This is a genomic window from Hymenobacter sp. ISL-91, from assembly GCF_018613725.1.
In the GTDB taxonomy this organism is placed as follows: Bacteria; Bacteroidota; Bacteroidia; order Cytophagales; family Hymenobacteraceae; genus Hymenobacter.
The window spans coordinates 1-22,372 of record NZ_JAGGPS010000006.1 but is presented as its reverse complement, the minus strand read 5'-3'; the positions used below and the strand labels follow the sequence as shown (position 1 = coordinate 22,372).

General features: G+C 63.2%; 16 protein-coding genes and 1 tRNA gene. 6 read left to right on the top strand and 11 right to left on the bottom strand.

Annotation, left to right across the window (positions count from 1 at the left end; genetic code table 11):
- Positions 1–12 precede the first annotated feature (12 nt).
- Positions 13–390 carry a type I restriction enzyme HsdR N-terminal domain-containing protein gene (locus J7E24_RS02690; protein ID WP_317195611.1) on the bottom strand — a complete coding sequence of 126 codons (378 nt, stop codon included), beginning with the start codon at positions 388–390 and terminating at the stop codon, positions 13–15.
- A gap of 254 nt (positions 391–644) precedes the next feature.
- On the opposite strand from J7E24_RS02690, the gene J7E24_RS02685 reads away from it, so the two are divergent.
- Together J7E24_RS02685 and J7E24_RS02680 are read left to right on the top strand one after the other, a co-directional pair.
- Entirely contained in the window at positions 645–1,418 is a 774-nt protein-coding gene (locus J7E24_RS02685; protein WP_215134865.1) for an AMP nucleosidase, read from the top strand.
- A 203-nt stretch (positions 1,419–1,621) separates the two neighbouring features.
- On the top strand, positions 1,622–3,283 hold the full coding sequence (locus tag J7E24_RS02680) for an amidohydrolase (protein ID WP_215134863.1): 1,662 nt from the start codon (positions 1,622–1,624) through the stop codon (positions 3,281–3,283).
- A 79-nt stretch (positions 3,284–3,362) separates the two neighbouring features.
- On the opposite strand, the gene J7E24_RS02675 is transcribed toward J7E24_RS02680, so the two are convergent.
- The 7 genes from J7E24_RS02675 to J7E24_RS02645 all read right to left on the bottom strand — a co-directional run bounded on the left by J7E24_RS02675 (position 3,363) and on the right by J7E24_RS02645 (position 11,957).
- On the bottom strand, positions 3,363–3,878 hold the full coding sequence (locus J7E24_RS02675) for a DinB family protein (protein ID WP_215134861.1): 516 nt from the start codon (positions 3,876–3,878) through the stop codon (positions 3,363–3,365).
- 212 nt (positions 3,879–4,090) lie between these two features.
- Positions 4,091–5,536 carry an MFS transporter gene (locus J7E24_RS02670; protein ID WP_215134859.1) on the bottom strand — a complete coding sequence of 482 codons (1,446 nt, stop codon included), beginning with the start codon at positions 5,534–5,536 and terminating at the stop codon, positions 4,091–4,093.
- A 76-nt stretch (positions 5,537–5,612) separates the two neighbouring features.
- Positions 5,613–6,218: an NTP transferase domain-containing protein gene (locus J7E24_RS02665; RefSeq protein WP_215134857.1), complete on the bottom strand. Its 606-nt coding sequence runs from the start codon at positions 6,216–6,218 to the stop codon at positions 5,613–5,615.
- A gap of 33 nt (positions 6,219–6,251) precedes the next feature.
- Positions 6,252–7,445, bottom strand: a complete 1,194-nt coding sequence (locus J7E24_RS02660; protein WP_215134855.1) for an XdhC family protein — start codon at positions 7,443–7,445, stop codon at positions 6,252–6,254.
- 212 nt (positions 7,446–7,657) lie between these two features.
- Complete coding sequence (locus J7E24_RS02655; RefSeq protein WP_215134853.1) at positions 7,658–9,982, bottom strand: xanthine dehydrogenase family protein molybdopterin-binding subunit; 2,325 nt, start codon at positions 9,980–9,982, stop codon at positions 7,658–7,660.
- 132 nt (positions 9,983–10,114) lie between these two features.
- On the bottom strand, positions 10,115–11,101 hold the full coding sequence (locus tag J7E24_RS02650; RefSeq protein WP_215134851.1) for an FAD binding domain-containing protein: 987 nt from the start codon (positions 11,099–11,101) through the stop codon (positions 10,115–10,117).
- A gap of 235 nt (positions 11,102–11,336) precedes the next feature.
- Positions 11,337–11,957 carry a (2Fe-2S)-binding protein gene (locus J7E24_RS02645; RefSeq protein WP_251046989.1) on the bottom strand — a complete coding sequence of 207 codons (621 nt, stop codon included), beginning with the start codon at positions 11,955–11,957 and terminating at the stop codon, positions 11,337–11,339.
- A 428-nt stretch (positions 11,958–12,385) separates the two neighbouring features.
- On the opposite strand from J7E24_RS02645, the gene J7E24_RS02640 reads away from it, so the two are divergent.
- From J7E24_RS02640 to J7E24_RS02630, 3 genes are all read left to right on the top strand, one after another.
- A complete protein-coding gene (locus J7E24_RS02640) occupies positions 12,386–12,826 on the top strand; it encodes a hypothetical protein (protein ID WP_215134849.1) in 441 nt (146 codons plus the stop codon).
- A 325-nt stretch (positions 12,827–13,151) separates the two neighbouring features.
- The gene (locus J7E24_RS02635) at positions 13,152–13,622 is read left to right on the top strand and encodes a hypothetical protein (RefSeq protein WP_215134847.1); all 471 of its coding nucleotides are present in this window, start codon (positions 13,152–13,154) and stop codon (positions 13,620–13,622) included.
- A 131-nt stretch (positions 13,623–13,753) separates the two neighbouring features.
- Positions 13,754–15,973 carry a tetratricopeptide repeat protein gene (locus tag J7E24_RS02630; RefSeq protein ID WP_215134845.1) on the top strand — a complete coding sequence of 740 codons (2,220 nt, stop codon included), beginning with the start codon at positions 13,754–13,756 and terminating at the stop codon, positions 15,971–15,973.
- A 357-nt stretch (positions 15,974–16,330) separates the two neighbouring features.
- On the opposite strand, the gene J7E24_RS02625 is transcribed toward J7E24_RS02630, so the two are convergent.
- Positions 16,331–16,804, bottom strand: coding sequence for a transposase (locus J7E24_RS02625; RefSeq protein ID WP_215134844.1), 474 nt, complete (start codon positions 16,802–16,804; stop codon positions 16,331–16,333).
- 404 nt (positions 16,805–17,208) lie between these two features.
- Here J7E24_RS02625 and J7E24_RS17820 point away from each other — a divergent pair, with 404 nt between their 5' ends.
- A complete protein-coding gene (locus J7E24_RS17820) occupies positions 17,209–20,688 on the top strand; it encodes a class I SAM-dependent DNA methyltransferase (RefSeq protein ID WP_215134842.1) in 3,480 nt (1,159 codons plus the stop codon).
- A gap of 93 nt (positions 20,689–20,781) precedes the next feature.
- Here J7E24_RS17820 and J7E24_RS02615 read toward each other — a convergent pair.
- Positions 20,782–20,868, bottom strand: a tRNA-Ser gene (locus J7E24_RS02615).
- A 382-nt stretch (positions 20,869–21,250) separates the two neighbouring features.
- On the bottom strand, positions 21,251–22,279 hold the full coding sequence (locus J7E24_RS02610; RefSeq protein ID WP_251046988.1) for an asparaginase: 1,029 nt from the start codon (positions 22,277–22,279) through the stop codon (positions 21,251–21,253).
- Positions 22,280–22,372: the final 93 nt, after the last annotated feature.

The following is a 22,372-nucleotide window of genomic DNA, read 5'->3' as shown; positions in this document are numbered from 1 at the left end:
GTTAGCTACGAGTCAATAACTCCTATACTCGGGTACCTCGCTCAGTCGTTCGTTGGTGCGGTTTGCGGCATCTACGCGCCAGCAGTAGTGCTCCAGGCCGTTGCTGAGTAGCAGCAGGGGCGCGCCAACGGTGAGGTTGTAGGTGGCAATCTGGTGGGCAACGGCCGGCGTAATGGGCACGGTGGGACGCTTGCACTCAACCAGCAACAGGGGCTGGCCGGTGGCATCGAGGGCCAGCAGGTCGGTGCGTTTCTGGCGCTGGTTGTACTGGTGGCCGCGCTCCAGGCTCAGCAGGCCCTTGGGGTAGCCGCGGTGGTTGATGAGGTAATGCACCAAATGCTGGCGCACCCACTCCTCGGGCGTGAGCACCACATGACGGCGGCGGAGCACGTCCCAGATTAGCAACTTTTCGCCGCTTTGTGTAACTTTGGCTTCGAAAGGCGGCAGATTCAACTCTTGCATCACCTACAAAGGTACGGCCCCGGGGTATCTCTCCCGCTTTTCATTCCGTGCCGTCGATTCCCCCTTCCGGGCACCGACGGCTTTTTTGTACCTACCCTTTTCCGGCCGACTGCGCTGGCCGCGGCTTTAGGCTGCTGCCGGTTTTGGTGTAACCGTATCTTTCGCAACCCTAACCCCTTCGTATGAAGACGAAAGCTGACATTGTTAAAAACTGGCTCCCGCGCTATACCGGAGTCGAATTAGAGGAATTCGGCCAGTACATCCTGCTGACCAACTTTGCCAACTACGTGTCCATGTTTGCCGAGCAGTTCGGCACCGAGGTGCGCGGCCTCGATAAGCCTATGCAAACGGCCACGGCCAACGGCATCACCATCATCAACTTCGGCATGGGTTCCCCGATGGCGGCCACCGTCATGGACTTGCTTTCGGCTATTGAGCCCAAGGCAGCCCTGTTTTTGGGCAAGTGTGGCGGCCTGAAGTCCAACACCAAGCTCGGCGACATGATTCTGCCCATCGCCGCTATTCGGGGCGAGGGTACGTCGGACGACTACCTGCCGGCCGAAATTCCGGCCCTGCCCTCCTTCCGCCTGCAGCGCGCCGTGAGCAGCATGATCAAGAAGTACGAGATGGACTACTGGACCGGCACGGTGTACACCACCAACCGCCGCGTTTGGGAGCACGACGAGGCATTCAAGGAGTACCTGCGCCAGGTGAGGGCCATGGCCGTGGACATGGAAACGGCTACCATCTTCACCGTGGGCTTCGTGAATGGCATTCCGCACGGCGCCCTGCTGCTGGTGAGCGACAACCCGATGACACCCGAAGGCGTGAAAACGTCGGAGAGCGACAAGAAAGTAACTGCCGGCTACGTGCTGAACCACCTGAAAATCGGCATCGAGTCGTTGCTGGAATTGAAGAACTCCGGCGAGTCGGTGAAGCACATGCGCTTCGACTAAACACGGCTTTTTAAAAGCCGAGAAGAACGTGTCATCCTGAGCGGAGCAAAGGATCTTATCACGCTTGAACGAGTCGTTGTTACGGTCGTTCGAGCGTGATAAGATCCTTCGCTCCGCTCAGGATGACACGTTCTTTTTTTCGCTGTTATCTTTCCCAGCGGCTTTTCCCCGACTTCCCCGTTTCCAAATCTACTCCCGCCTCTATGCGCCCACATTTCCGCTTGCTGCTTTCTCTTCTTCCGCTCGGCGTAGCGGCGTGCCAGTCAGGCAGTTCTGGTAACCGCCAACCCGCCGATTTGCTCGTGTACAATGCCACGGCGTACACCGTCGATTCGGCGTTCAGCTCGGCGCAGGCGTTTGCCGTGAAGGATGGCAAATTTGTGGGCGTGGGCACGGCCGAGGAACTACGCGGGCAGTTCGAAGCGAAAGAAGAAGTGGACGCGAAAGGGCAGTTCATCTACCCTGGTTTCTACGACGCGCACTGTCACTTTTACCGCTACGGACTGGGCCTGCGCGATGCTGATTTGGGCGGAACTGAGTCGTGGCCGGCCGTGGTGGCCAAGCTGAGCCAACAGCGGCAGCAGTACCCGCAGGCGGCCTGGCTTACGGGCCGCGGCTGGGACCAGAACGACTGGCCCAACAAGCAGTTCCCAACCAAAGACACGCTCGACGCGCTGTTTCCGAACACGCCGGTATTCATCATCCGGGTGGATGGGCACGCGGCCCTTGTCAACCAAAAGGCGCTGGACCTGGCCGGCATAACGGCCCGCACGCCCATCAGCGGGGGCAGCATTGCCAAGGATTCTCAGGGCAAGCTCACGGGCTTGCTGGTAGATAATGCCGTGGACCTGGTATCGGCCAAGATACCGGCGCCCGGCGCGGCCGAAGCCGAAGCGGCCCTGCTCGACGCGCAGCAGCGCTGCCTGGCCGTGGGCCTGACCAGCATGGCCGACGCCGGTTTGGAAAAAGCCCAGGTCGACCGCCTCGACCAGCTGCAGGAGGCTGGCAAGCTCAAAGTACGCCTGCACGCCATGCTCGCTCCTACCAAGGAGAACAAGGATTTCTACCTCAAAAACGGGCCAGTGCTCAAAGACCGGCTTACCGTCAGCTCGTTTAAGGTGTACGCCGACGGGGCGCTGGGCTCGCGCGGGGCGTGCCTGGTTGACCCATACGCCGACAAACCTAAGGAAACGGGCTTCCTGCTTTCCACCGAAAAGGAGTTTCGGGAGCTGGCTAAGCTATTGGCGGCCAGCAAGTTTCAGATGAACACCCACGCCATCGGCGACTCGGCCAACCGGCTTATCCTCAACATTTACGGTGAAGTGCTGAAGGGCCAGAAGGACCGGCGCTGGCGCATTGAGCATGCCCAGGTGGTAACGCCGGCCGATATGGGCAAGTTCGGGCAGTTCGGCATAGTGCCTTCGGTGCAGCCCACCCACGCCGCCTCCGATATGTACTGGGCCGGCGAGCGGCTGGGAGCCGAGCGCCTGAAAACGGCTTACGCCTACGAGCAGCTGCGCAAGCAGTACGGGCAGGTGGCCATTGGTTCCGACTTCCCGGTGGAGGACATCAACCCGCTGTTCGGCTTCCACTCGGCCGTGGCCCGACAGGATGCCAAGAACTACCCGGCCGGTGGTTTCCAGCCCGAAAACGCGCTTTCGCGCCCCGACGCTTTGCGCGGTATGACCACCTGGGCCGCCCACGCCGCCTTCGAGGACAAGCAGAAGGGCAGCATCCGCCCCGGTATGGCCGCCGACTTCGTGGTGCTGGATACCGACCTGCTGAAAGCGCCCAACGAGAAGCTGCGGGGCGCCAAAGTGCAGCAAACTTGGATTGCGGGTGAGAAAGTGTTTTCAGTGAAATAGACGCAGGGCAGTAAAAAAGCCGCCCGTCATTCAGCACATGTTGCGCTGAATGACGGGCGGCTTTTTTACTGCCTTTACTCTACCAGCCAGGTTCGTCGGCTGAGGGACCGTACATGGCGGGAATCGGAACATCGAGCAGGCGCAGGTACACACTAAGCTGGCCCCGGTGGTGGATGCTGTGGTTGAGGCCCATGATGCGGATGGCCGTGGCTTTGGGGTACTCCAGCAGCGTCTGCTCGCCGCGGTGTAGGCGGAAGCTGTGGGTTAACTCCTCGTCGGTAGCCTGCTGCAAAGCCGCCCGCAGGCTGGCGCTGTATTCCTCGAAACGGGCCATCAGCTCCTCGTGGTTGGTGGGCGAAGGACCGGGCTTGGGGCCGTTGGGGTCGAGGAAGTCGCGGCTCGGATGTTGCACAAACAGCTGCTTGAAGGCGAGCAGGTTCACAATGTGCGTAGCCAACTGCCCCAGCTTCATACTCTTGGGGTGAGGCTGGTAATCGGCCTGCTCAAAAGGCACCAGCGCCAGCAGCTTGCGAGTAGTAGCCAGTTCATGGTCGAGTTCGGCCAGGATGTTTTGTTGCAACGAAGAGGTATGCATGAAGGAAGTAGCTATTAAAAATTAATCGTTAGGACAGCCGTGCGGAAATGAAGCGGACTATTAGCCCATCATGCTGAGCTTGCCGAAACATCTCTACCGCAATGGTAATCCTATCATTGGGTTTACTGTTGCGGTAGAGATGCTTCGGCAAGCTCAGCATGACGGCCTGCTTTAAGGCCGTTTTCACTTTCGCTTATGATTCTTCTGACTTCCTACAGCGGCGTACTGGCCGTGGGCGAGGCGGGCGGAGGGCCGGGAAACGTATCGGGGCCGGTGGGTGAGTCTTCGCGGAGCTTGCGGCCGCGCAGCTGGAGCAGGAAAATGAGGCCCAGAATGAAGAACACGATGAGCGCCAGGATGCTGTAGCGCATGTTGCCGCCCGTTAGCTGGGAGATGCCGCCAAACACCAGCAGACCGATAACGATGCCCACCTTCTCGGTCACGTCGAAGAAGCTGAAGTAAGCGGCCGGGTTGGGCGTGTTCTCGGGGATGATTTTGGAATATGTGGAGCGCGAGAGGCTCTGCACGGCGCCCATCGTGAGGCCGATAACGGAGGCCAGCGCGTAGAAGCTCCAGCCGGCCTGCACAAAGTAGCCGGCAATACAAATCAGCATCCAGATGAACACGGCCCAGCTGAGGGCGCGGGTGTTGCCGATACGCTCCGAGAGCTTGGAGAACAGGTAGGCCCCCAGAATACCCACTAGCTGCAGCAGCAGAATGGTGATGATGAGCGAAGTCGTATCGAGCTTGAGCTCCTCATCACCGAAGAGTGTGGCCACGTACATCACCGTTTGCACGCCCATGTTGTAGGTGAAGTAGGCCAGCAGAAACCGCTTGAGGTTGGGCTGTTGCTTGGTCTCTTCCCAGACTTTGCCCAGCTCGCGGAAACCGTTGAGCAGCCAGCCCGAATCGTTGGTTGCGCCGGCCGGCCGGCCGGGGTCGGCGGGTAGGGTGGCGAAGGGAATCTGGGCAAAGCCGGCCCACCAGATGCCCGTGAGCAGGAAGCTCAGGCGGGTTGCCTTTTCGGTGGTCAGCCCAAACAGCGGCGTACCCGACAGCGTGGGCCCCTGAATGAGTACCAAGCAAAGAATGAGCAGCAGCACCGAGCCGATGTAGCCCATGGAAAATCCGCGGGCCGAGAGCGAATCGAACTGCTCCTCCGACGAAATATCGGGCAGGTAGGAGTTGTAGAACACAATGGAGCCCGAGAAGCCCACCGTGGCCATGATGAAGATGAACACCCCCATCGTGAACGTGCTGGCCTCGAAGAAATACAGCCCCGCGCACGAGGCCGCCCCGAGGTAGCAGAAAATCTGCAGAAACAGCTTCCGCCGGCCCGAATAGTCGGCCAGGGCCGTGAGTACCGGGCTGATGAGGGCAATGATGAGGAAGGCCGCTGACACCGAATAGTTCTGGAGCGAAGTACCCGGAACACTCATGCCCAGGAACTCGACGGGCGTTTTGCCGCTATCAGTGCCCGTGAGGCTTTTCACCACCGAGCCCCAGTAAATGGGGAAGATGGAGCTGGTAATAACCAACGGATAAACCGAGTTGGCCCAGTCGTAGAACGTCCAGCCGCGGGTGATGCGCTTGTCGTCTTTGGGAATGGTTTGCACGCCGGGTTCGGCGGACGTAACGGCGGCGGTAGCGTCGCTCATACAGGCAGGGGCTTGGGCAGTAGTGCGGGCAAGATAACGGGATTTCACGGCTGTGGTTGTGGAAGCCCGGCAACGGTTACGTTCCGGCAGCACGCCCCGACTCACTCGCCAGCAGCGCCGCATACTGGGCCTCCGTATCCACATCAACGGCCCCCGCCGGGAAAGGCACGGCGGCTACCAGCGCCGGGTGCTGCTTAAGCAGCTGCCCCGCCCCGGCCGAATCGGGTAGCTGCCGGAGCAGCGGAAGGGCCTCGGAGCCGAACAGCACCGGCACGCCCAGCGTGTCGCCGTACTGGCTTGCCACTATAGGTCGGCCGCTGGCAGCATGGGTTTCGGCCAGCTGCCCCAGCAGCGCGGACGTTACGTGGGGCTGGTCGCAGAGCATGACCGTCAGCGTCGTAAAATCAGCCCTTAGGCTTTCAAGCTGCTGTAGGCCACATTTTATGGAAGCACCCATGCCCGCAGCCCAATCGGGGCACCGCACTACCTGCACCGGCAGGCCGGCCAACTCGGGTAGCAGGGCCTCGTGTTGCGCCCCGGTTACCACCACTACCGGCGCGCCGGCAGCCACAGCCGTTTCGGCGGCCCGCCGCAGCAGCGTCTGGCCCTGGTACGCAAGTAGCTGCTTGGGGCGGCCCAAGCGGCTGGAGGCACCAGCCGCCAATAAAATGATGGCAGGCATGTGGTGGGAATTGAGCTAGGTAGAAATGGGTTGCTACAGCTCGCAGACCGCTTCTACTCTGCCCTCGGGCACCAACGGGGCATCGGCGTGCAGGGTGGGGTGGATGGGGTGCGGCGAGTCGCGCAGGAAACCGGCGGGGCGGCCCGTGAGCACCGCCTGGATTTCGGCCACGATAGAAAGGGCAATTTCCTCGGGCGTTTCGCCGCCCAGGTTCAGGCCGATGGGGCTGTGTAGGCGGCTGTGCAGCTGCGCGGCGGCATCGGGCGTTTCCTTTACCAAATCCTGCAGCAGCCGCTCGTACTTTTTGCGCGGGCCCAGCAGCCCGATGTAGGGCGTGGTGGCATCGGGCAGCAAGTGGCGCAGCACCGCCAAGTCGTAGTAGTAGTTGTGCGTCAGCAGCAACGCGAAGCTCCCATCATAAGGCTGCTCTGCTACCTTTTCCAGCGGCAGCACCCGCACGGCGTGGGCCTCGGGGAAGCAGCCTGGCTGCACCTGGGCCGGCCGGCCATCGACTACTGTTACGCGCCAGCCCAGTCCGGCCGCCAGACGCACCAGCGGCTGCACATCGTTGCCGGCGCCATACACGGTCAGGCGCACGGGTGGGCGCAGGATTTCCAGGCTGACGCGCACGGCTCCCGAGCCGGCCGGATAGTGGCGAGTGGCGGGTCGGCCGGAGGCCAGTGCGGCGCGGGCGTCGGTTAGCAGCGACGCCCGGAAGGCAGCTGTGGCAGGCAGGGTGCTTTCGACGCGGCCGTTGGCCAGCAGCAGCAGGCGCTGCCCAACCTGTACTTCCTCTTCGGGGCCTACTCCGGCAAACACGGTGGCTACTACGGCCGGGTTGTGGGCAGTGGCCTCGGCCCAACGCCGCAGCAGTTCCAGCGGGTTGTCGGGGTCGGTAAAGTCGAGGGGTTCGAGCAGAATCTGCACAATGCCTTGGCAACCCAGCGCGGCCCCGAACTGCAGGTCGTCGTCGGGGTCGGTCGAGTCGTAGGTGACCAAGGCGGGGCGGCCCTGGCGGATGGTGCGGCGGGCCCGGCGGCGGGCGTCACCTTCGAGGCAGCCCCCACTGATGGCCCCGGTCAGCTGGCCTTCGTCGGTTACCAGCATCCGGGCTCCGGGGCGGCGGTAGGCCGAGCCGGCTACATCCACCACCGAGGCCAGCGCGCAGGCCCGCCCCGCGGCGCGGTGCTGGTCGTAGGCATGGAGCAGGCGTTCGAGTTCAGTCATGTCTTTTGAGCTGTTGGCTGTTAGCTTTTCGTTAGGATAACTCAAGTTACAAGCACGGTGTAGGGGCGGGGCTTAGCTGCGCTGTCCTGCGGTTGCCCCCGCCCGCCGTTGAACGGTTGTCGTTGAACGAGTACCGTGGCAGTGGCGCGAACGGCGGGCGGGGACAAGCCCCGCCCCTACGTCGGGCTGATATATTTGCTCTTCAGCATAGGCTACGCTGGCAGCCGCAGGGCTTCCAGTACCTTATCGGGCGTCATCGGGAGGCTGCGCAGGCGGCGGCCGGTGGCGTTGAACACGGCATTGGCCACAGCGGCGGCCACTCCTACCATGCCCAGCTCGCCAATACCTTTTACGCCCAGATAGTTGATGTAGGGGTCCGTTTCGGGCACAAATTCCACCTGAATGTTAGGAATATCGGCGTTGACGGGAACGTGGTAGCCGGCCAGGTCGGCGTTGGTGTAGCGGGCGAAGTTGGGGTCGCGGAACGTATCCTCCATCAGGGCCGCCCCGATGCCGTAGATGGCGCCGCCGGTCATCTGGCTGGTAGCAGTTTTCAGGTTGAGCACGGTGCCTGCGCCGTGCACGCCCACCCAGCGCGTCACGCGAATCGTGCCCAAGTCGGGGTCAACTTCTACTTCGCAGAAGTGCGCCCCGAACGAGTGCATGGAATGGCCGCCTGGCTTTTGCTTGTCGTCGTTCTGGTTGGCTCCGTTCTGGCCGAAGTTCTTTTCCTCGTAGCCAGCCCCGTACTTACCGGTACCGCTGCCCTCGATATCGGGCTGGCCGCTACGGCCCAGAGCCGCCAGCAGCGTCTCGCCCTTCTTGGGGTCTTTGCTGAGGAACATACGGCCCAGCTCTACTTTCACATCGGTGGGTTTGGCCTTGTACAGCGGCGACTTTTTATCGGCCACCGCCATTTTTACCACCTTATCCCACACGTCTTCAGCGGCGGCCATAATGGAGGAAGCCACTGTGCCGGCCGCCACCGAACCGCCCGAGCCAGGAGCCGTAGGCAGGCGCGTATCGCCCAGCTCGAAGCGGATTTTTTCGGGCGGCAAGCCCAGCGCGTCGGCCGAAACCTGTGTCATGACGGTGTAGGTACCGGTGCCCAGGTCGGTGGCGCCGGCTTCCACTACGGCGTGGCCATCGGCGAATAGCCGTACGCGAGCCGTGCCCTGCGAGCTGTGCACCGGGTAAGTAGCCGAGGCCATGCCGTGGCCCACTAGCAGCTTGCCCCGGCGCGTCTGGCCGGGCTTGGGGTTGCGCTTGCTCCAGCCAAACAGCTCGGCGCCGCGAGTGTAGCACTGCTTCAGGCTCTTGCTGCTCCAGGGCTTGCCGTTGCTGTGGTCGTAGTCGGCGTAGTTGCGCAGCCTGATTTCGAGCGGGTCGAGGTTGAGCTGGTTGGCCAGATCATCCATCGACGACTCCAGCGCGAACGAACCGGGCGCCTCGCCGGGGGCACGCATCCACACCGACGTCATCACGTTGGCCCGCGCCAGCTCGTACACCGTCGAGTAATTCTCGCAGGCATACAGCATGTCCATCACCTTGCCATTCGACTCGGTGTAGTTGTCCCAGGGCGAGGTGGTGGCTTTCTTTGTGTGTACTATCGATACCAGCTTGCCTTCGGCCGTAGCGCCCATCTTCAGGGTTTGCTCCTGATCTTCGCGGTGGCCAACGCCGGTAAACATCTGCTGGCGTGTAAGAGCCAGTTTCACCGGCCGGTTTACGGCCCGGGCCGCCAGCACCGTGAGAATGGTGTGGGGCCAAAACGAGCCCTTGCAGCCGAAACCGCCCCCGATGTACTTGGTCACCACCCGAATCTGCTCGCGGGGCATGCCCAGCAGCTCGGCCAGGTTGCCCTGGTGCATGGTTACGTTCTGGCTGGCCTCGTACACCGTCAGCTTATCGGCCCCCTCCCACACAGCCAGCGTGGCGGCCGGCTCCATGGGGCTGTGGTGGTTGATGGCGTGTACGTAGGTGGCCTCATGCTTCACGGCCGCGCCGTTGTAGGCCTGCTGCGGGTTGCCGCGCACCACGTGGCCGTCCTTCTTGCCCTGCTGGATTTTCTGGGGGTCGAACAGCTCGGCCTTGGGGTCGTGGTAGGAGTCGATGGGCGTTTCGGCCTGGTAGGTTACCCGGATGAGGGCCGCCGCCTGGGTAGCTGCTTCCAGCGTGGTGGCCACCACCAGCGCCACCGGCTGGCCGGCATACTGAATCTGGTTGTCCTGCATGGGCAGGTAGCTCTGGGCTGCCCGCCACTTCTCAATCTGCTTGGGCGTTTTGGCCGGCTTGGGCAGGTTTTCGTGAGTGAATATGTTGAGTATGCCCGGCTCCTTGGCGGCCCGCGAAGTATCGATGCCGGTGATGCGGCCCTTGGCGATGGTGCTGGTTTTAAGCACTCCATGCACGGTGCCGGGCACGCTTATTTCGGCCGAGTAGCGGGCCGCGCCGGTTACCTTGGCCGGGCCGTCTACGCGGTCCAGGGGTTTACCGACTACGTTGGTGGGCGCGTTTTCTTTCTGGTTGGTTTCCATTTGATTCAGATTGGTTTCCCGCAGAGGAGCGCGGAGGATGTCAGGGCGACGTAGGGGCGGGGCTTGTCCCCGCCCGCCGTTCGCGCCGCTTCAACGATTCTGTTCACCGGCGGGTGGGGCTAAGCCCCGCCCCTACACCGACGCTACCTCGCTTAAGGCCCGTACCAGCGTATTCTTCGCCATTTCTATCTTGTAGGCGTTGTGCTCGCGCGGCTTGGCGCCGCGTAACGCCAGCTCGGCCGCGGCCCTGAACGTGGCCTCGGTGGCCGGCTGGCCTACCAGGGCCTTTTCGACCTCGAAGCAGCGCCAGGGTTGGGCGCCTACTGCGCCCAGCGCCACGCGGGCCGCCCGAACGGTACCGCCCTGCACTTCCAGCCCCACCGCCGCCGATACCAGCGCATAGGCATACGACGACCGGTCGCGCACTTTCAGGTACTTCGACTTGCGCGCCGCCGCGGTCTGCGGAATGGTTACGGCCACAATCAGCTCGTCGGCTTCGAGCACAGTTTCGCGCTGGGGCGTGGTGCCGGGTAGCAGGTAAAACTTCGTGATGGGCACCTGCCGCTGCTTGCCTTTGGCATTTTCCAGCGTCAGCACGGCATCGAGGGCAATGAGAGCTACTGCCAGGTCGCCGGGGTAGCTGGTGGCAATGCAGGTTTCGCTGGTGCCCAGGATAGCCAGGTTGCGGTTGTCGCCTTCCAGGGCCGGACAGCCGGTGCCGGGCTCGCGCTTGTTGCACGGAAACGCCGTGTCGCGGAAGTAGCCGCAGCGGGTGCGCTGCAGCACGTTGCCCCCAATGCTGGCCATGTTGCGCAGCTGGGCAGAAGCCGCCAGCAGCAGCGACTCCGACACGGCCGGGAAGTTCTCCTTCACCAGCGGATGCGCGCCCACCTCGCTCATGCGTTCCAGCGCCCCGATGCGCAGGCCGTCTTTGGTCATTTCAATACCCCGGAAGGGCAGCATATTCACGTCAATCAGCTGGCCGTGGTTTTCCACATTGAGCTTCATCAAATCGAGCAGCGTGGTGCCGCCGGCAATAAAGGCCGCCGACTTATCGTCGCGCTTGGCGGCCGTGGCCTCCTTGGCTTTATCGGCCTGGATATAGGAGAAGTTATTCATGGTAGTAGGGTCTGGGGGAGGGTTGGATGAGGGGTAGGCGGGTGGTGGTGGCTGGTTTTAGCAGCGTAAAAGAACTGTCATGCTGAGCGAAGCGGAGCGCAGTCGAAGCATCTCTACCGCAGCGCTACTCCTGACGTGAATGTTGGTGTGGCAACGAAGCGGTAGAGATGCTTCGACTGCGGCTGCGCCTTCGCTCAGCATGACGTTCTTTTACACTGCTGAAAATAGTCCTCCCCTACCCCATCTGGCCCTTGGCCTCCAGAATGGCGGCTGTGATGTTGGGGTAGGCGCTGCAGCGGCACAGGTTGCCACTCATCCACTCGCGTACTTCGGCTTCGGAGCCGGCGTGGCCCTCCTGCACGCAGGCCACGGCCGACATAATCTGGCCCGGGGTGCAGTAGCCGCATTGGAAACCGTCGTGCTTGAGGAAGGCGGCCTGCATGGGGTGCAGCTCGCCGCCCTCTTTAGCCAGCCCCTCAATGGTGGTTATTTCCTTGCCCTGGCTCATCACGGCCAGCGTGAGGCAGCTGTTTACGCGGCGGCCATCTACGAGCACGGTGCAGGCGCCGCACTGGCCATGGTCGCAGCCTTTTTTGGAGCCCGTCAGGTCCAGGTACTCGCGCAGGGCGTCGAGCAGCGTTACGCGGGGCTCGGCCCGGATGGCGCGCACGGTGCCGTTTACTTTCAGGCTGATGGTCGATACGCCTTCCACCTTCTTCGAGAGGGCCGTCAGGCGCTCGGCCTGGCTGAGGAAGGGCGGGGCCAGGGCCAGCCCCAGAAAGCCGCCGGCCTGTTTCATAAAGGTGCGGCGCGAACCGTCGGGATTGAGCGGCGCAGGAGTAGTAGGGCCAGGCATAGGGCAGAAACGAAGGAGAAGAAGGTGTACTGTGGCGGTTTGGCGAAGGGTATGCCCTGTTGCAGAAACGCAATAGTCTGCGTCGCGTCGTGGCTAACGGTTGGTATGCGGCACGGCCGTTCAACAAGGAAACGCGAAATACTGCGTCTCTACAGCACAATGGGTACATCGTTCGCAAACCCGCTATACCGGGGCAAGCCAGGGCACTACCGGCATACGTAACCGGCCGGATGTGTGTTCGCCATGCGGGTAGCTATTGCTGGTTTAATCGGTAAAACCCGGGTTTCGTCGCTATGTTGCCTGCATCGGGCCAGAACCAGTTCTTTCAGTTAGCTTGCTACGCGCCTAACTTGCTGCTTTGCAGGTAGCCGGCCTTTGCTATCGGTTTTACGGGCCACTTGCGGGCTGCTTCTGAAAAATCCCGACGCATGCTACATCAGTATATTCCTGCTTTCTGCCTGCAAACCGATGCGGAATCGGGCTTGTTGCGGGTAGAATACCGGGTGAGTACCGAACCGGCACTGCGCCGCCCCGATGTAACGGCCCTGCTGGCACTGGCCCGCGCGCATACCGTTCGCCGCCTGCTCATCGATATGCGCACTGTGCCCTTACTGACAGTGTACGACGAGCTGTGGCTGGGTGCGCACTTCATGCCTGCCCTGCTGGCTATGCCGCTCGAACGGCTGGTGCTTATTGTTGGCAGCCACCAGACCTACCACCAGCTGGCCATCGATGCCCTCCACGACCTGGTGCAGCCTGCCATCGGCTTCGACTCGCAGTATTTCGACGACCCCGAAACGGCCCTTTACTGGCTCACCGACGACGCCCCCCAGGTGCCCGCGCTCCTGGCCGAGTGGGCCGCGCGTTAGCTTAAGCCAGCAGGCTGGGCACCCGGCATGGTACTGCTCCACACTATTCAGCCACAAGCAGCGGCACTAAACGAAGGTTTGCGACTGGTGCTGTAGCGCAAAGCTCCCGCTTCGCGCTTCGTCGAACGGAATCGTCCGGCAGTCAAATTGTCCGGTAGTCAGCAACGATGCGCGAAGCGGGAGCTTCGCGCTACAGCCCTGCTGTGGTCTATGTATAACGAATTCCCATAAATATAACTTTATTTATAATTTATTTAACTATAATTTAAAATAACTTATATTCCCTAACGAAAATACTTCCCCCCGCCAATTTGCTCCCTACGTTATGGACACCCCCGCTGACTTCTCTACCCACGACTCAAAATCTGCCGACGGCTATATCAGGGAGGTATATACCTCTCCAGCGACCTGGATGCAAGTCGTCAGCTTTTACAATCATATTTTACCAGCATCATTCAAGCAGGCAGGGCCGCCTATAGCTATATTCCAGCTAGCCGTAGGGGTCGAATTATATATCATTAAAACCGATGACCCGAAGCTTCTTACTACTCAGGCCACCCGAACTATTTGGCACTTACCATTGGCCAAGCCCGATTTGGTAACAGCGGCCGTTAGCTATGCCACAAGTCAGGGTGCGAAACTAGTTCTTCCTCCAACCCTTGTCTGGGCGCTTCCCCTCTCAGCACAGGATGGTTACCAGGCCATGATAACCATGAGCATCATTCGGTTCCAGACACACCAACAGCTTACATCCGACGATACGACCGTTGGGGTTATCCATAACCCCAACTGGTAGGCCAAACCGGCCGGCCAAACCGCCACTCAGGCCCCGGGTGACGACAGGTAACCGGCAGCAGCCGTTTTTCAGGGGCCTGGGGGCTGGCAGTGGCCGGCCCCGCGCCGTTCTGAATACCTGAGCTTACTGCCATGAAACCCCTCCTGATTGCCCTGCTGCTAAGCCTGCTGGCAACAGTGCCGCCCGTGTTCGGCCAACTGGCCGGCCCCGATAGCCTGCGGCAGCTGCTGCGCACCCAGCGCCGGCCCGATACCCTGCGCGTGCGGCGGCTGCAGGCCCTGTCCCATTTCCTGAAAACCACCGATGCCGAACAGGCCATCCAGGTAAGCCACCAGGCCCTGCGGCTGGCCCGGGCCCTGTCCGATTCGGTGGGGCAGGGCGAGGCGATGCTGGCGCTCAGCAACCTGTACCGACGCCAGAACCAGTTTACGATGGCCCACCGCTATGCCCGGCAGGCGCAGCCGCTGTTTGCCCGGCTGGGGCACTACCGGGGCGAAAGCCGGGCCTGGCTGGAGCTCAGCACCCTGGCCATGGTGCAGTCTAACCCCATTGAAACGCTGGAAGCGGCCCTGCGCGGCCTGCCCCTGGCCGAGCGCGCCCACGACCTGCAAACCCAGAACCGCCTGAAGCTGGTAATCGGGACCACGTACTACCAGACCAGCAATTACGACGAAGCCGTGCCCGCCCTGAAAGCCACGCTGCGCATCGGCCGCCAGCTCGCCGACCACCAAATGGTGCTGACGGCCCTGAGTACGCTCGGCGACTCGTACCAGATGCTGCACGACTGGCCCCGGGCGCTACGCTGCTACCAGCAGGCGCTACGCCTGAACCGGCAGCAGGGCGACCAGCAGGGCGAGGCCAGTTCCGAGATAAGCCTGGCCGAAGTGTACAGCCGACTGGGCAACCCCCTGGAGGCCCTGGCCCACGGCCAGCGCGCCCGCCAGCTGGTGCGCACCCACCACGACGGTTACAACATTCCGGGCCTGCAGCTGGCGCTGGCTCGCGCCTACCAGCTTCGGCAACAGCCCGACAGCACGCTGGCGCTGGCGCATTCGGCCCTGGCACTCAGCCAGCGCAGCAGCAACAGCAACACCAGAATCAGCCGCGAGGCCGCCCAGCTGCTGGCCGAAACCTACGCCAGCCAGCGCAAATTCGGGGCGGCCTACCGCTTCCGGACGCTGCAGCTGGCCTACGACGATACGCTTTCGGGGGAGGATACGCAGCGCCGCACCAGCGCCCTGCGCTACGGCTACGAGCTGGACAAGCGGCGCAACCAGATTGTGCTGCTTACCAAAACCCGCCAGCTCCAGACCCAAAAAGCCGACCGCCAGCGCCAGCATGTGTACGGCCTGCTGGCGGGCCTGGGGGGCGTACTGCTGCTAACGGCGCTGCTGATGCGCAACATCTACCTCAAGCAGGCTAGCAACCGCCGCCTGCAGGAAAAAAACGACCAGATTGCCGCCCAGCGCGACCACCTCGATCAAACCCTGACCGAGCTGCAGGCCACCCAGGCGCAGCTGGTGCAACACGAGAAGCTTGCCTCGCTGGGCGAGCTGACGGCGGGCGTGGCCCACGAGATGCAGAACCCGCTCAACTTCATCAACAACTTCTCCGACCTGAGCCTGGAGCTGCTCGACGAGCTGGCGGCCGGGCTGGACAAGGAGCCCCTCTCGGCCAGCGGCCGGGCCCTGAGCGCGGAGCTGCTGGCCGAGCTGCGCGAAGACCAGGTGCGCATCAACCAACACGGCCACCGCGCGGCCCGCATTGTGAAAAGCATGCTGGAGCACTCGCGCGCCAGCAGCGGCCAGGTGCAGGAAACCGACCTCAATGCCCTGACCGAAGACTGCCTGCACCGGGCCTATGAAAGCTGGCGCACCGAGCACCCGGGATTCAGCGCGCACTTCAGCCTGCACCTGGCCCCCCGGCTGCCCCGGCTGCGGGTAGTGCCCCAGGATGTGTGCCGGGTGCTGCTCAATCTGCTGGCCAATGTGTTTTACGCCCTCCGCGAAAAGCAGCGGCTGCTGGGGGCCAGCTTCCAGCCCGAAGTGTGCCTGCGCACCCAGCAGACGCCCACCAGCGTGCGTATTGTTGTGCGCGACAACGGCATTGGCATGACGCCGGCCGTATGCCAGCATGTGTTCGAGCCCTTCTTCACCACCAAGCCCGCCGGCGAAGGCACCGGCTTGGGCCTGTCGTTGAGCTACGACATTGTGACCAAGGGACACCGGGGCACCCTGAGCGTGGAAAGCCGCGAGGGCGAATACACGGAGTTTGTGGTATGCCTGCCGCTGGCCCTGGCTCACCCCGCCGAACTGCTGCCCGCCCCGCAGCCGGTTGCCACTGCGGCGTAATGCAGCGGCTGGCACCAGAACGGTAACGGATGGACGGATACGCCCGAACGAACACACCCGCACGATGTAGGGGCGGGGCTTGTCCCCGCCCGCCGTTGAACGGTCATCATTGCACGATTACCATTGCACGATTACCATTGCACGGTTACCATTGCACGGTTACCATTGCACGATTACCATTGCACGATTACCATTGCACGATTTCCGTGGCAGCGGCGCGAACGGCGGGCGGGGACAAGCCCCGCCCCTACACCGTGCGGGGGGCGTTCGGGTGGTGTCGTTCAACGGCGGGCGGGGACAAGCCCCGCCCCTACATCGTGCGGGTGTTTCTGTTCACCGGCGCAGTAAGCCCTACCCCTACATGGAGTTCCAACGGCTGGGGTTATCGAGAATGTAGCGGCGGTGGGCTTCCAGCTCACCGGGCGAGCGAATGATACGCTCGTAGTAATTGCGCTGCCAGCAGGACGGTGGGGCAGTGTGTCCGGCGGCCAGCAATGCCCGGCGCCACTCCTGATAGCAGCGCGACTTAAAGCGCCCGACCAGCTGGCTCAAGGCCACTACCCGGTTGCGCGTGAGTGCCAGCAGCAGATGCACATGATTGGGCATGAGCACCCAGGTATCGAGCCGAATGGTGGGGTAGTAATCGGCCAGGGCCAGTAGCTCGGCCACAACCGTTTCTCCCAGCGCCGATGGCTGCAATGGTGCATCGGGTGGCAGCGTACCAAACAGGTGGGCCTTTCCCTGGGCACAAAGCGTCAGGGAATAGTAGCCCGCCATGTTGTAGTCGTAGCCAGCGTAGCGGATGCTGCGCCGTTCGGGAAGTGGTTCCATAGGGATACAGTTGAATAAGTATACAAAATACCCCTCAAAACAGGAACGCCCGCACGATGTAGGGGCGGGGCTTGTCCCCGCCCGCCGTTGAACGGTACTACCCGCACGGAACCACCCGCACGACGTAGGGGCGGGGCTTGTCCCCACCCGCCGTTGAACGGTTACCATAGCACGATTACCGTTGAACGACCACGCCCGCACGACGTAGGGGCGGGGCTTGTCCCCGCCCGCCGTTGAACGATTACCATTGCACGATTCCCGGTGCAGCGGCGCGAACGGCGGGCGGGGACAAGCCCCGCCCCTACATCGTCCCTACGTTCCCGTTCCCACATTCCCGGTGTGGCCCCTACCGCGGCAAACTCCCTATCTTCCCCACCCCATTATCCTGTTATCCTACCCCCCGCGTGACGTACCCCGAATTTGAAGCCCGCTGGAAGAACTCCGGCGGCGCCGAGCGGGCCAACTACGGCCTGTTTCTGCAAGACCTCTGCGACCTGCTGGGCGTGCCCCGCCCCGACCCCACCACCGACGACCCCGCCCAGGATGCCTACGTGCTGGAACGCGCCGTGCAATTCCCCGGCAGTAGTGGCGGCAGCAGCGGCTCCAAAACCAGCACCGGCCGCATCGACCTGTACAAGCGCGGCTGCTTCGTGCTCGAAACCAAGCAGGGCACCGATACGCCCGACCAGCAGCTAAAGCAGCAGCGCGCCGAGCTGGGCCTGGAGCCCGCCAGGCGCCGCCGGGGCCACGCCGTGCGCAACACCGCCAAATGGGCCGAAATGATGCAGGCCGCCCGCCAGCAGGCCCTCGGCTACGTGCGCGCCTTGCCCCCGCACGAGCCCCGGCCCCTGTTTGTGCTGGTGGCCGACGTGGGCTACTGCCTCGATGTGTACAGCAACTTTGCCGGCGTCGGCGACTCGTTTGTGCCCTTCCCCGACCAGACCCGCTACCGCATCCGGCTGGAGGCGCTGGCCGACGAAAACACCCGGGCCCTGCTGCGCAGCATCTGGCTGGCCCCGCGCGAGCTCGATGCCAGCCGCCGCGCCGCCCGCGTTACGCGCGAGCTGGCCGGCCGGCTGGCCCGGCTCTCGGAGCAGCTGGAAGCGGCCGGCCACACCCCCGAAGTGGTGGCCCAGTTTCTGATGCGCTGCCTGTTTACCATGTTTTCCGAGGATACCGGCCTGATACCCAAGCGCAGCTTTACCGGCATGCTGGAGGCCTACGGCAGCCCCGAGCTGCTCGAGTTTCTGCCCGACGCCCTGGGCAACCTGTGGCGCACCATGGACGCCGGCGGCTACTCCTCCGACCTCAAGGCCCGCCTGCGCCGCTTCAATGGCCGCCTGTTTCATGAGGCCAGCACGCTGCCCCTGAGCGCGGCCCAGGCCGAGCTGCTGCTGCAATCGGCCCGCGCCGACTGGACGGAGGTGGAGCCCGCTATTTTTGGTACCCTGCTCGAGCGCGCCCTCGACCCCCGCGAGCGGCACAGCCTGGGCGCCCACTACACCCCGCGCCGCTACGTCGAGCGGCTGGTGCTGCCCACGGTGCTCGAGCCGCTGCGCCGCGAGTGGAGCGCCGCCCAGGCCGCCGCCGCCCGCCGCCTCGACGAAAACCAGCCCAAAGAAGCCCGCGCCGAGCTGGTGCGCTTCCTGCAACGCCTCACCAGTTTGCGCATTCTGGACCCGGCCTGCGGCTCGGGCAACTTTCTGTACGTCACGCTCGAACACCTCAAGCGGCTCGAAGGCGAGGTGCTGGCCGCCATCAACAGCTACGGCCAGACGGGCCTGCTGGAGCTGGGCGGCGGCACCACCGTGAGCCCCCAGCAGCTGCTGGGCCTGGAGCTGAACCCGCGCGCCGCCGCCATTGCCGACGTGGTGCTGCGCATCGGCTACCTGCAATGGCACCTGCGCACCTACGGCCCCTCCGAGCTGCGCGAGCCCCTGCTCGATGAGTACCAGAACATCCGCCAGCAGGATGCCGCCCTCCAGCACGATGCGCCCCAGCCCCGCCTCGATGCCCAGGGCCAGCCCGTAACGCGCTGGGACGGCACCACCCGCCTGCACCCCGCCACCGGCCAGCCCGTGCCCGACGAAACCGCCCGCACGCCCGTTTTCGACTACCCCAACCCCCGGCCCGCCGAGTGGCCCCAGGCCGATTTCATTGTGGGCAACCCGCCGTTTGTGGGGCCGGCCCGCATGCGCGACGCCCTCGGCGACGGCTACACCGAAGCCCTGCGCAAAGCCTACAAAGGCAAGGTACCCGACTCGGCCGACCTCGTGATGTACTGGTGGTACAACGCCGCCGCCGCCGTGCAGCGGGGCGACTCGGAGCGCTTCGGCTTCATCACCACCAACAGCCTCAAACAAACCTTCAACCGCCGGGTCATGCAGCCCTTCCTCGAAGGCGACCCGGCCCCGCTCACCCTCACCTTCGCCGTGCCCGACCACCCCTGGGTGGATGCCGCCGAAGGAGCCGCCGTGCGCATTGCCATGACCGTCGCCGAACGCACCCCGGCCACGCCCGCCCCCGGCTTGCTATGGACGCTGAAAACCGAAGCCGCCGCGGAAGGCGACGATGCGGCTGATGTAACTTTTACAGAACAGCAAGGAAGGATTCTGCCGGATTTGTCAATTGGGGCCGCGTTGGATAGCGCTGATATTCTCAAGGCCAATTCAGGTTTGGCTAATCGAGGCGTTCAGTTGATGGGAGCAGGGTTTATCGTTTCGCCTGAAAGAGCTGAGGAGCTTGGCTTGGACTCCGTAGAAGGTTTAGATAAGCACATTCGCCCTTATCGGAACGGCCGCGACCTTACCGATAAGCCGCGTGGTGTCATGGTCATTGATTTCTTCGGTTTGAAGGCAGACGAAGTGCTGGCCCGATTCCCGGCAGCCTATCAACACCTTCTGGAAAATGTCAAGCCAGAACGCGACCAAAATAACAGAGCTTCCTACAAGAATAATTGGTGGTTCTTTGGAGAGCCACGAGCCAATTTTCGACCTGCATTGAAAGGACTTGACCGGTATATTGCCACTGCTGAAACTGCGAAGCATCGTGTTCTTCAATTTGTCACAGCAGATGTTTTGCCGGACAATAAGCTAGTTGCAATTGCTTTGGATGATGCTTATCATTTGGGTGTTCTTTCAAGCCGAATTCACGTAGCTTGGGCAATGGCAGCAGGTAGCCGTTTAGGCGTTGGGAATGATTCGGTTTATGCCAAGTCTCGCACCTTCGACCCATTTCCTTTCCCCGAGGCCACGGCGGAGCAGCAGGCGCGCATCCGGGAGCTGGCCGAACAGCTCGACGCCCACCGCAAGCGCCAGCAGGCCCTGCACCCCACCCTCACCCTCACCGACCTCTACAACGTGGTGGAGAAGCTGCGCGCCGGCCAGCCCCTCACCACCCCCAAGGAGCACACCGTTAACCAGCAGGGCCTGGCCTCGGTGGTGCTCAGCCTGCACCAGCAGCTCGATGTCGCCGTAGCGGCCGCCTACAACTGGCCCGCCACCCTGCCCGAGCCCGAGCTGCTGGCCCGCCTCGTGGCTCTCAACCACGAGCGCGCCCGCGAGGAGCAGCACGGCCACGTACGGTACCTGCGCCCCGCCTACCAGGCCCCCGAGCTGCAGCAGCAGGCGCTGGCCCTGCCCGGCAGCGCCGCCAAAGCCCCCGCCGCCACCGCCGCTACCAGCCTCCAGCCCTGGCCCCCGGAGCTGGCCGCCCAAATGCAGGCCCTCCGCGACGCCGTGCAACAGGCCGGCCAGCCCCTGAGCGCCGCCCAGGTCGCGGCCCGCTTCCGCCGCACGCCCGCCGCCAAAGTGCAGCCCCTGCTGGCCACGCTGGTCGCCCTCAGCCTGCTCCGCGAAACGGAGGAGGGGCTGTACGCCGGGTAGGGCACGAAGGCCGAAAGCCAGCCCCAGTAGTAAAAGCACGTACCGCAACAAACGAAAAAAGCCCCGTTTCTGAGACAGAAACGGGGCTTTTTGCAGAGAGGATGGGATTCGAACCCACGATGAGCTTGCACCCATACACACTTTCCAGGCGTGCTCCTTCAACCACTCGGACACCTCTCTGGGTGATGCGGTTTGGTGGCGCAAAATAACACCCGATTTTCCGGAAACGCAAGCCCCCGCCGCTTTAGATGCGCCAGTAGTGCCACAGCCACGCCCGAACGGACACGGCCGAACGACGTAGGGGCGGGGCTTAGCTGCGCCCGCCGTTGAACGACACCACCCGAACAGGAACACCCGCACGGTGTAGGGGCGGGGCTTGTCCCCGCCCGCCGTTGAACGACTCCCATTGAACAAAACCGTTGTAGCGGCGCGAACGGGAATCGTTTACCGACAATCGTTCAACGGCGGGCGGGGACAAGCCCCGCCCCTACACCGTGCGGGTGTGGCCGTTCGGACGTGGCCGTTCGGGCGTGGCCGTTCGGGCGTGCTTGTTCTAATGGCGCTAAAGCAGCGTTATTTCGCCGCGCAGGTCCTGGGCCATCAGGCGGCGGGCCTGCGCGGGTGCCAGCTCCAGCCCGAGCACAAACATGAGCTTGGTAATGGCGGCTTCCACCGTAATATCGTCGCCACCCACCAGGCCAATGTCGGAGAGGTAGGCGCTGGTTTCGTAGCGGCCCTGCAGCACCCGGCCCTCCTCGCACTGGCTGACATTGAACAGCAGCACGCCCCGGTCGGAAGCCTCGCGCAGGCACTGCAAAAACCAGGGGGTGGTGGGCGCGTTGCCCGAGCCGTAGGTTTCGAGCACGCAGCCGCGCAAATCGTCGAGCTCCAGCTGGGCCCGCAGCACCCGCTCGCTCAGGCCCGGAAACAGCCGGATGAGGGCCACCCGCTCATCGAGGCGCTGATGAACGTGCAGCCGGCCGGCCGGCAGCGGCCGTATGTGCCGGTCGTGGAACATGAGCTCGATGCCGGCCTGGGCCAGGGGCGGGTAGTTTTCGCTGCGGAAAGCGTCGTACTGCTGGCTTTCCACCTTCTTGGCCCGGTTGCCCCGAATCAGCAGGTCGTTGAAAAACAGGCATACCTCGGGCACGCGCACCGCGTTGCCCACGGGGTGGCGGGCGGCGGCCATTTCCAGTGCCGTTACCAGGTTGCGCCGCGCATCCGTCCGGATGCCGCCCACGGGTACCTGCGCCCCGGTGAACACCACCGTTTTGCCCAGGTTTTCGAGCAGGAAGCTGAGCGCCGCCGCCGAATAGGCCATGGTATCGGTGCCGTGCAGCACCACGAAACCGTCGTAGAGGTCGTATTTCTCGGCAATGAGGGCGGCCATGCGCAGCCAGTCGGCGGGCGCCACGTTGCTCGAATCAATGGGCTCGCCCAGGTTCACCACGTCCACCGCCATGTTTAGCTGGCGCAGCTCGGGCATCTTGCGCCGGATCTGCTCAAATTTCATCGGCACCAGCTCGCCGCGCTTGTTGTAGGCCATGCCGGCCGTCCCGCCGGTGTAGATGACAAGAATGGAGGTTTCCAAGGAGGGGATTGGGTGGGAAGGTGGGAGGTGAGGGGAAGGGAACGATGCGGCCAGTACGGCGCTGTAAGCACGTTGTAGGGGCGGGGCTTGTCC

What these genes read in the sequence shown, in the direction of transcription:
- J7E24_RS02685 (WP_215134865.1), top strand. Translation starts at nt 645, where the DNA reads ATGAAGACGAAAGCTGACATTGTTAAAAACTGGCTCCCGCGCTATACC.
- J7E24_RS02680 (WP_215134863.1), top strand. Translation starts at nt 1,622, where the DNA reads ATGCGCCCACATTTCCGCTTGCTGCTTTCTCTTCTTCCGCTCGGCGTA.
- J7E24_RS02675 (WP_215134861.1), bottom strand. Translation starts at nt 3,878, where the DNA reads ATGCATACCTCTTCGTTGCAACAAAACATCCTGGCCGAACTCGACCAT.
- J7E24_RS02670 (WP_215134859.1), bottom strand. Translation starts at nt 5,536, where the DNA reads ATGAGCGACGCTACCGCCGCCGTTACGTCCGCCGAACCCGGCGTGCAA.
- J7E24_RS02665 (WP_215134857.1), bottom strand. Translation starts at nt 6,218, where the DNA reads ATGCCTGCCATCATTTTATTGGCGGCTGGTGCCTCCAGCCGCTTGGGC.
- J7E24_RS02660 (WP_215134855.1), bottom strand. Translation starts at nt 7,445, where the DNA reads ATGACTGAACTCGAACGCCTGCTCCATGCCTACGACCAGCACCGCGCC.
- J7E24_RS02655 (WP_215134853.1), bottom strand. Translation starts at nt 9,982, where the DNA reads ATGGAAACCAACCAGAAAGAAAACGCGCCCACCAACGTAGTCGGTAAA.
- J7E24_RS02650 (WP_215134851.1), bottom strand. Translation starts at nt 11,101, where the DNA reads ATGAATAACTTCTCCTATATCCAGGCCGATAAAGCCAAGGAGGCCACG.
- J7E24_RS02645 (WP_251046989.1), bottom strand. Translation starts at nt 11,957, where the DNA reads ATGCCTGGCCCTACTACTCCTGCGCCGCTCAATCCCGACGGTTCGCGC.
- J7E24_RS02640 (WP_215134849.1), top strand. Translation starts at nt 12,386, where the DNA reads ATGCTACATCAGTATATTCCTGCTTTCTGCCTGCAAACCGATGCGGAA.
- J7E24_RS02635 (WP_215134847.1), top strand. Translation starts at nt 13,152, where the DNA reads ATGGACACCCCCGCTGACTTCTCTACCCACGACTCAAAATCTGCCGAC.
- J7E24_RS02630 (WP_215134845.1), top strand. Translation starts at nt 13,754, where the DNA reads ATGAAACCCCTCCTGATTGCCCTGCTGCTAAGCCTGCTGGCAACAGTG.
- J7E24_RS02625 (WP_215134844.1), bottom strand. Translation starts at nt 16,804, where the DNA reads ATGGAACCACTTCCCGAACGGCGCAGCATCCGCTACGCTGGCTACGAC.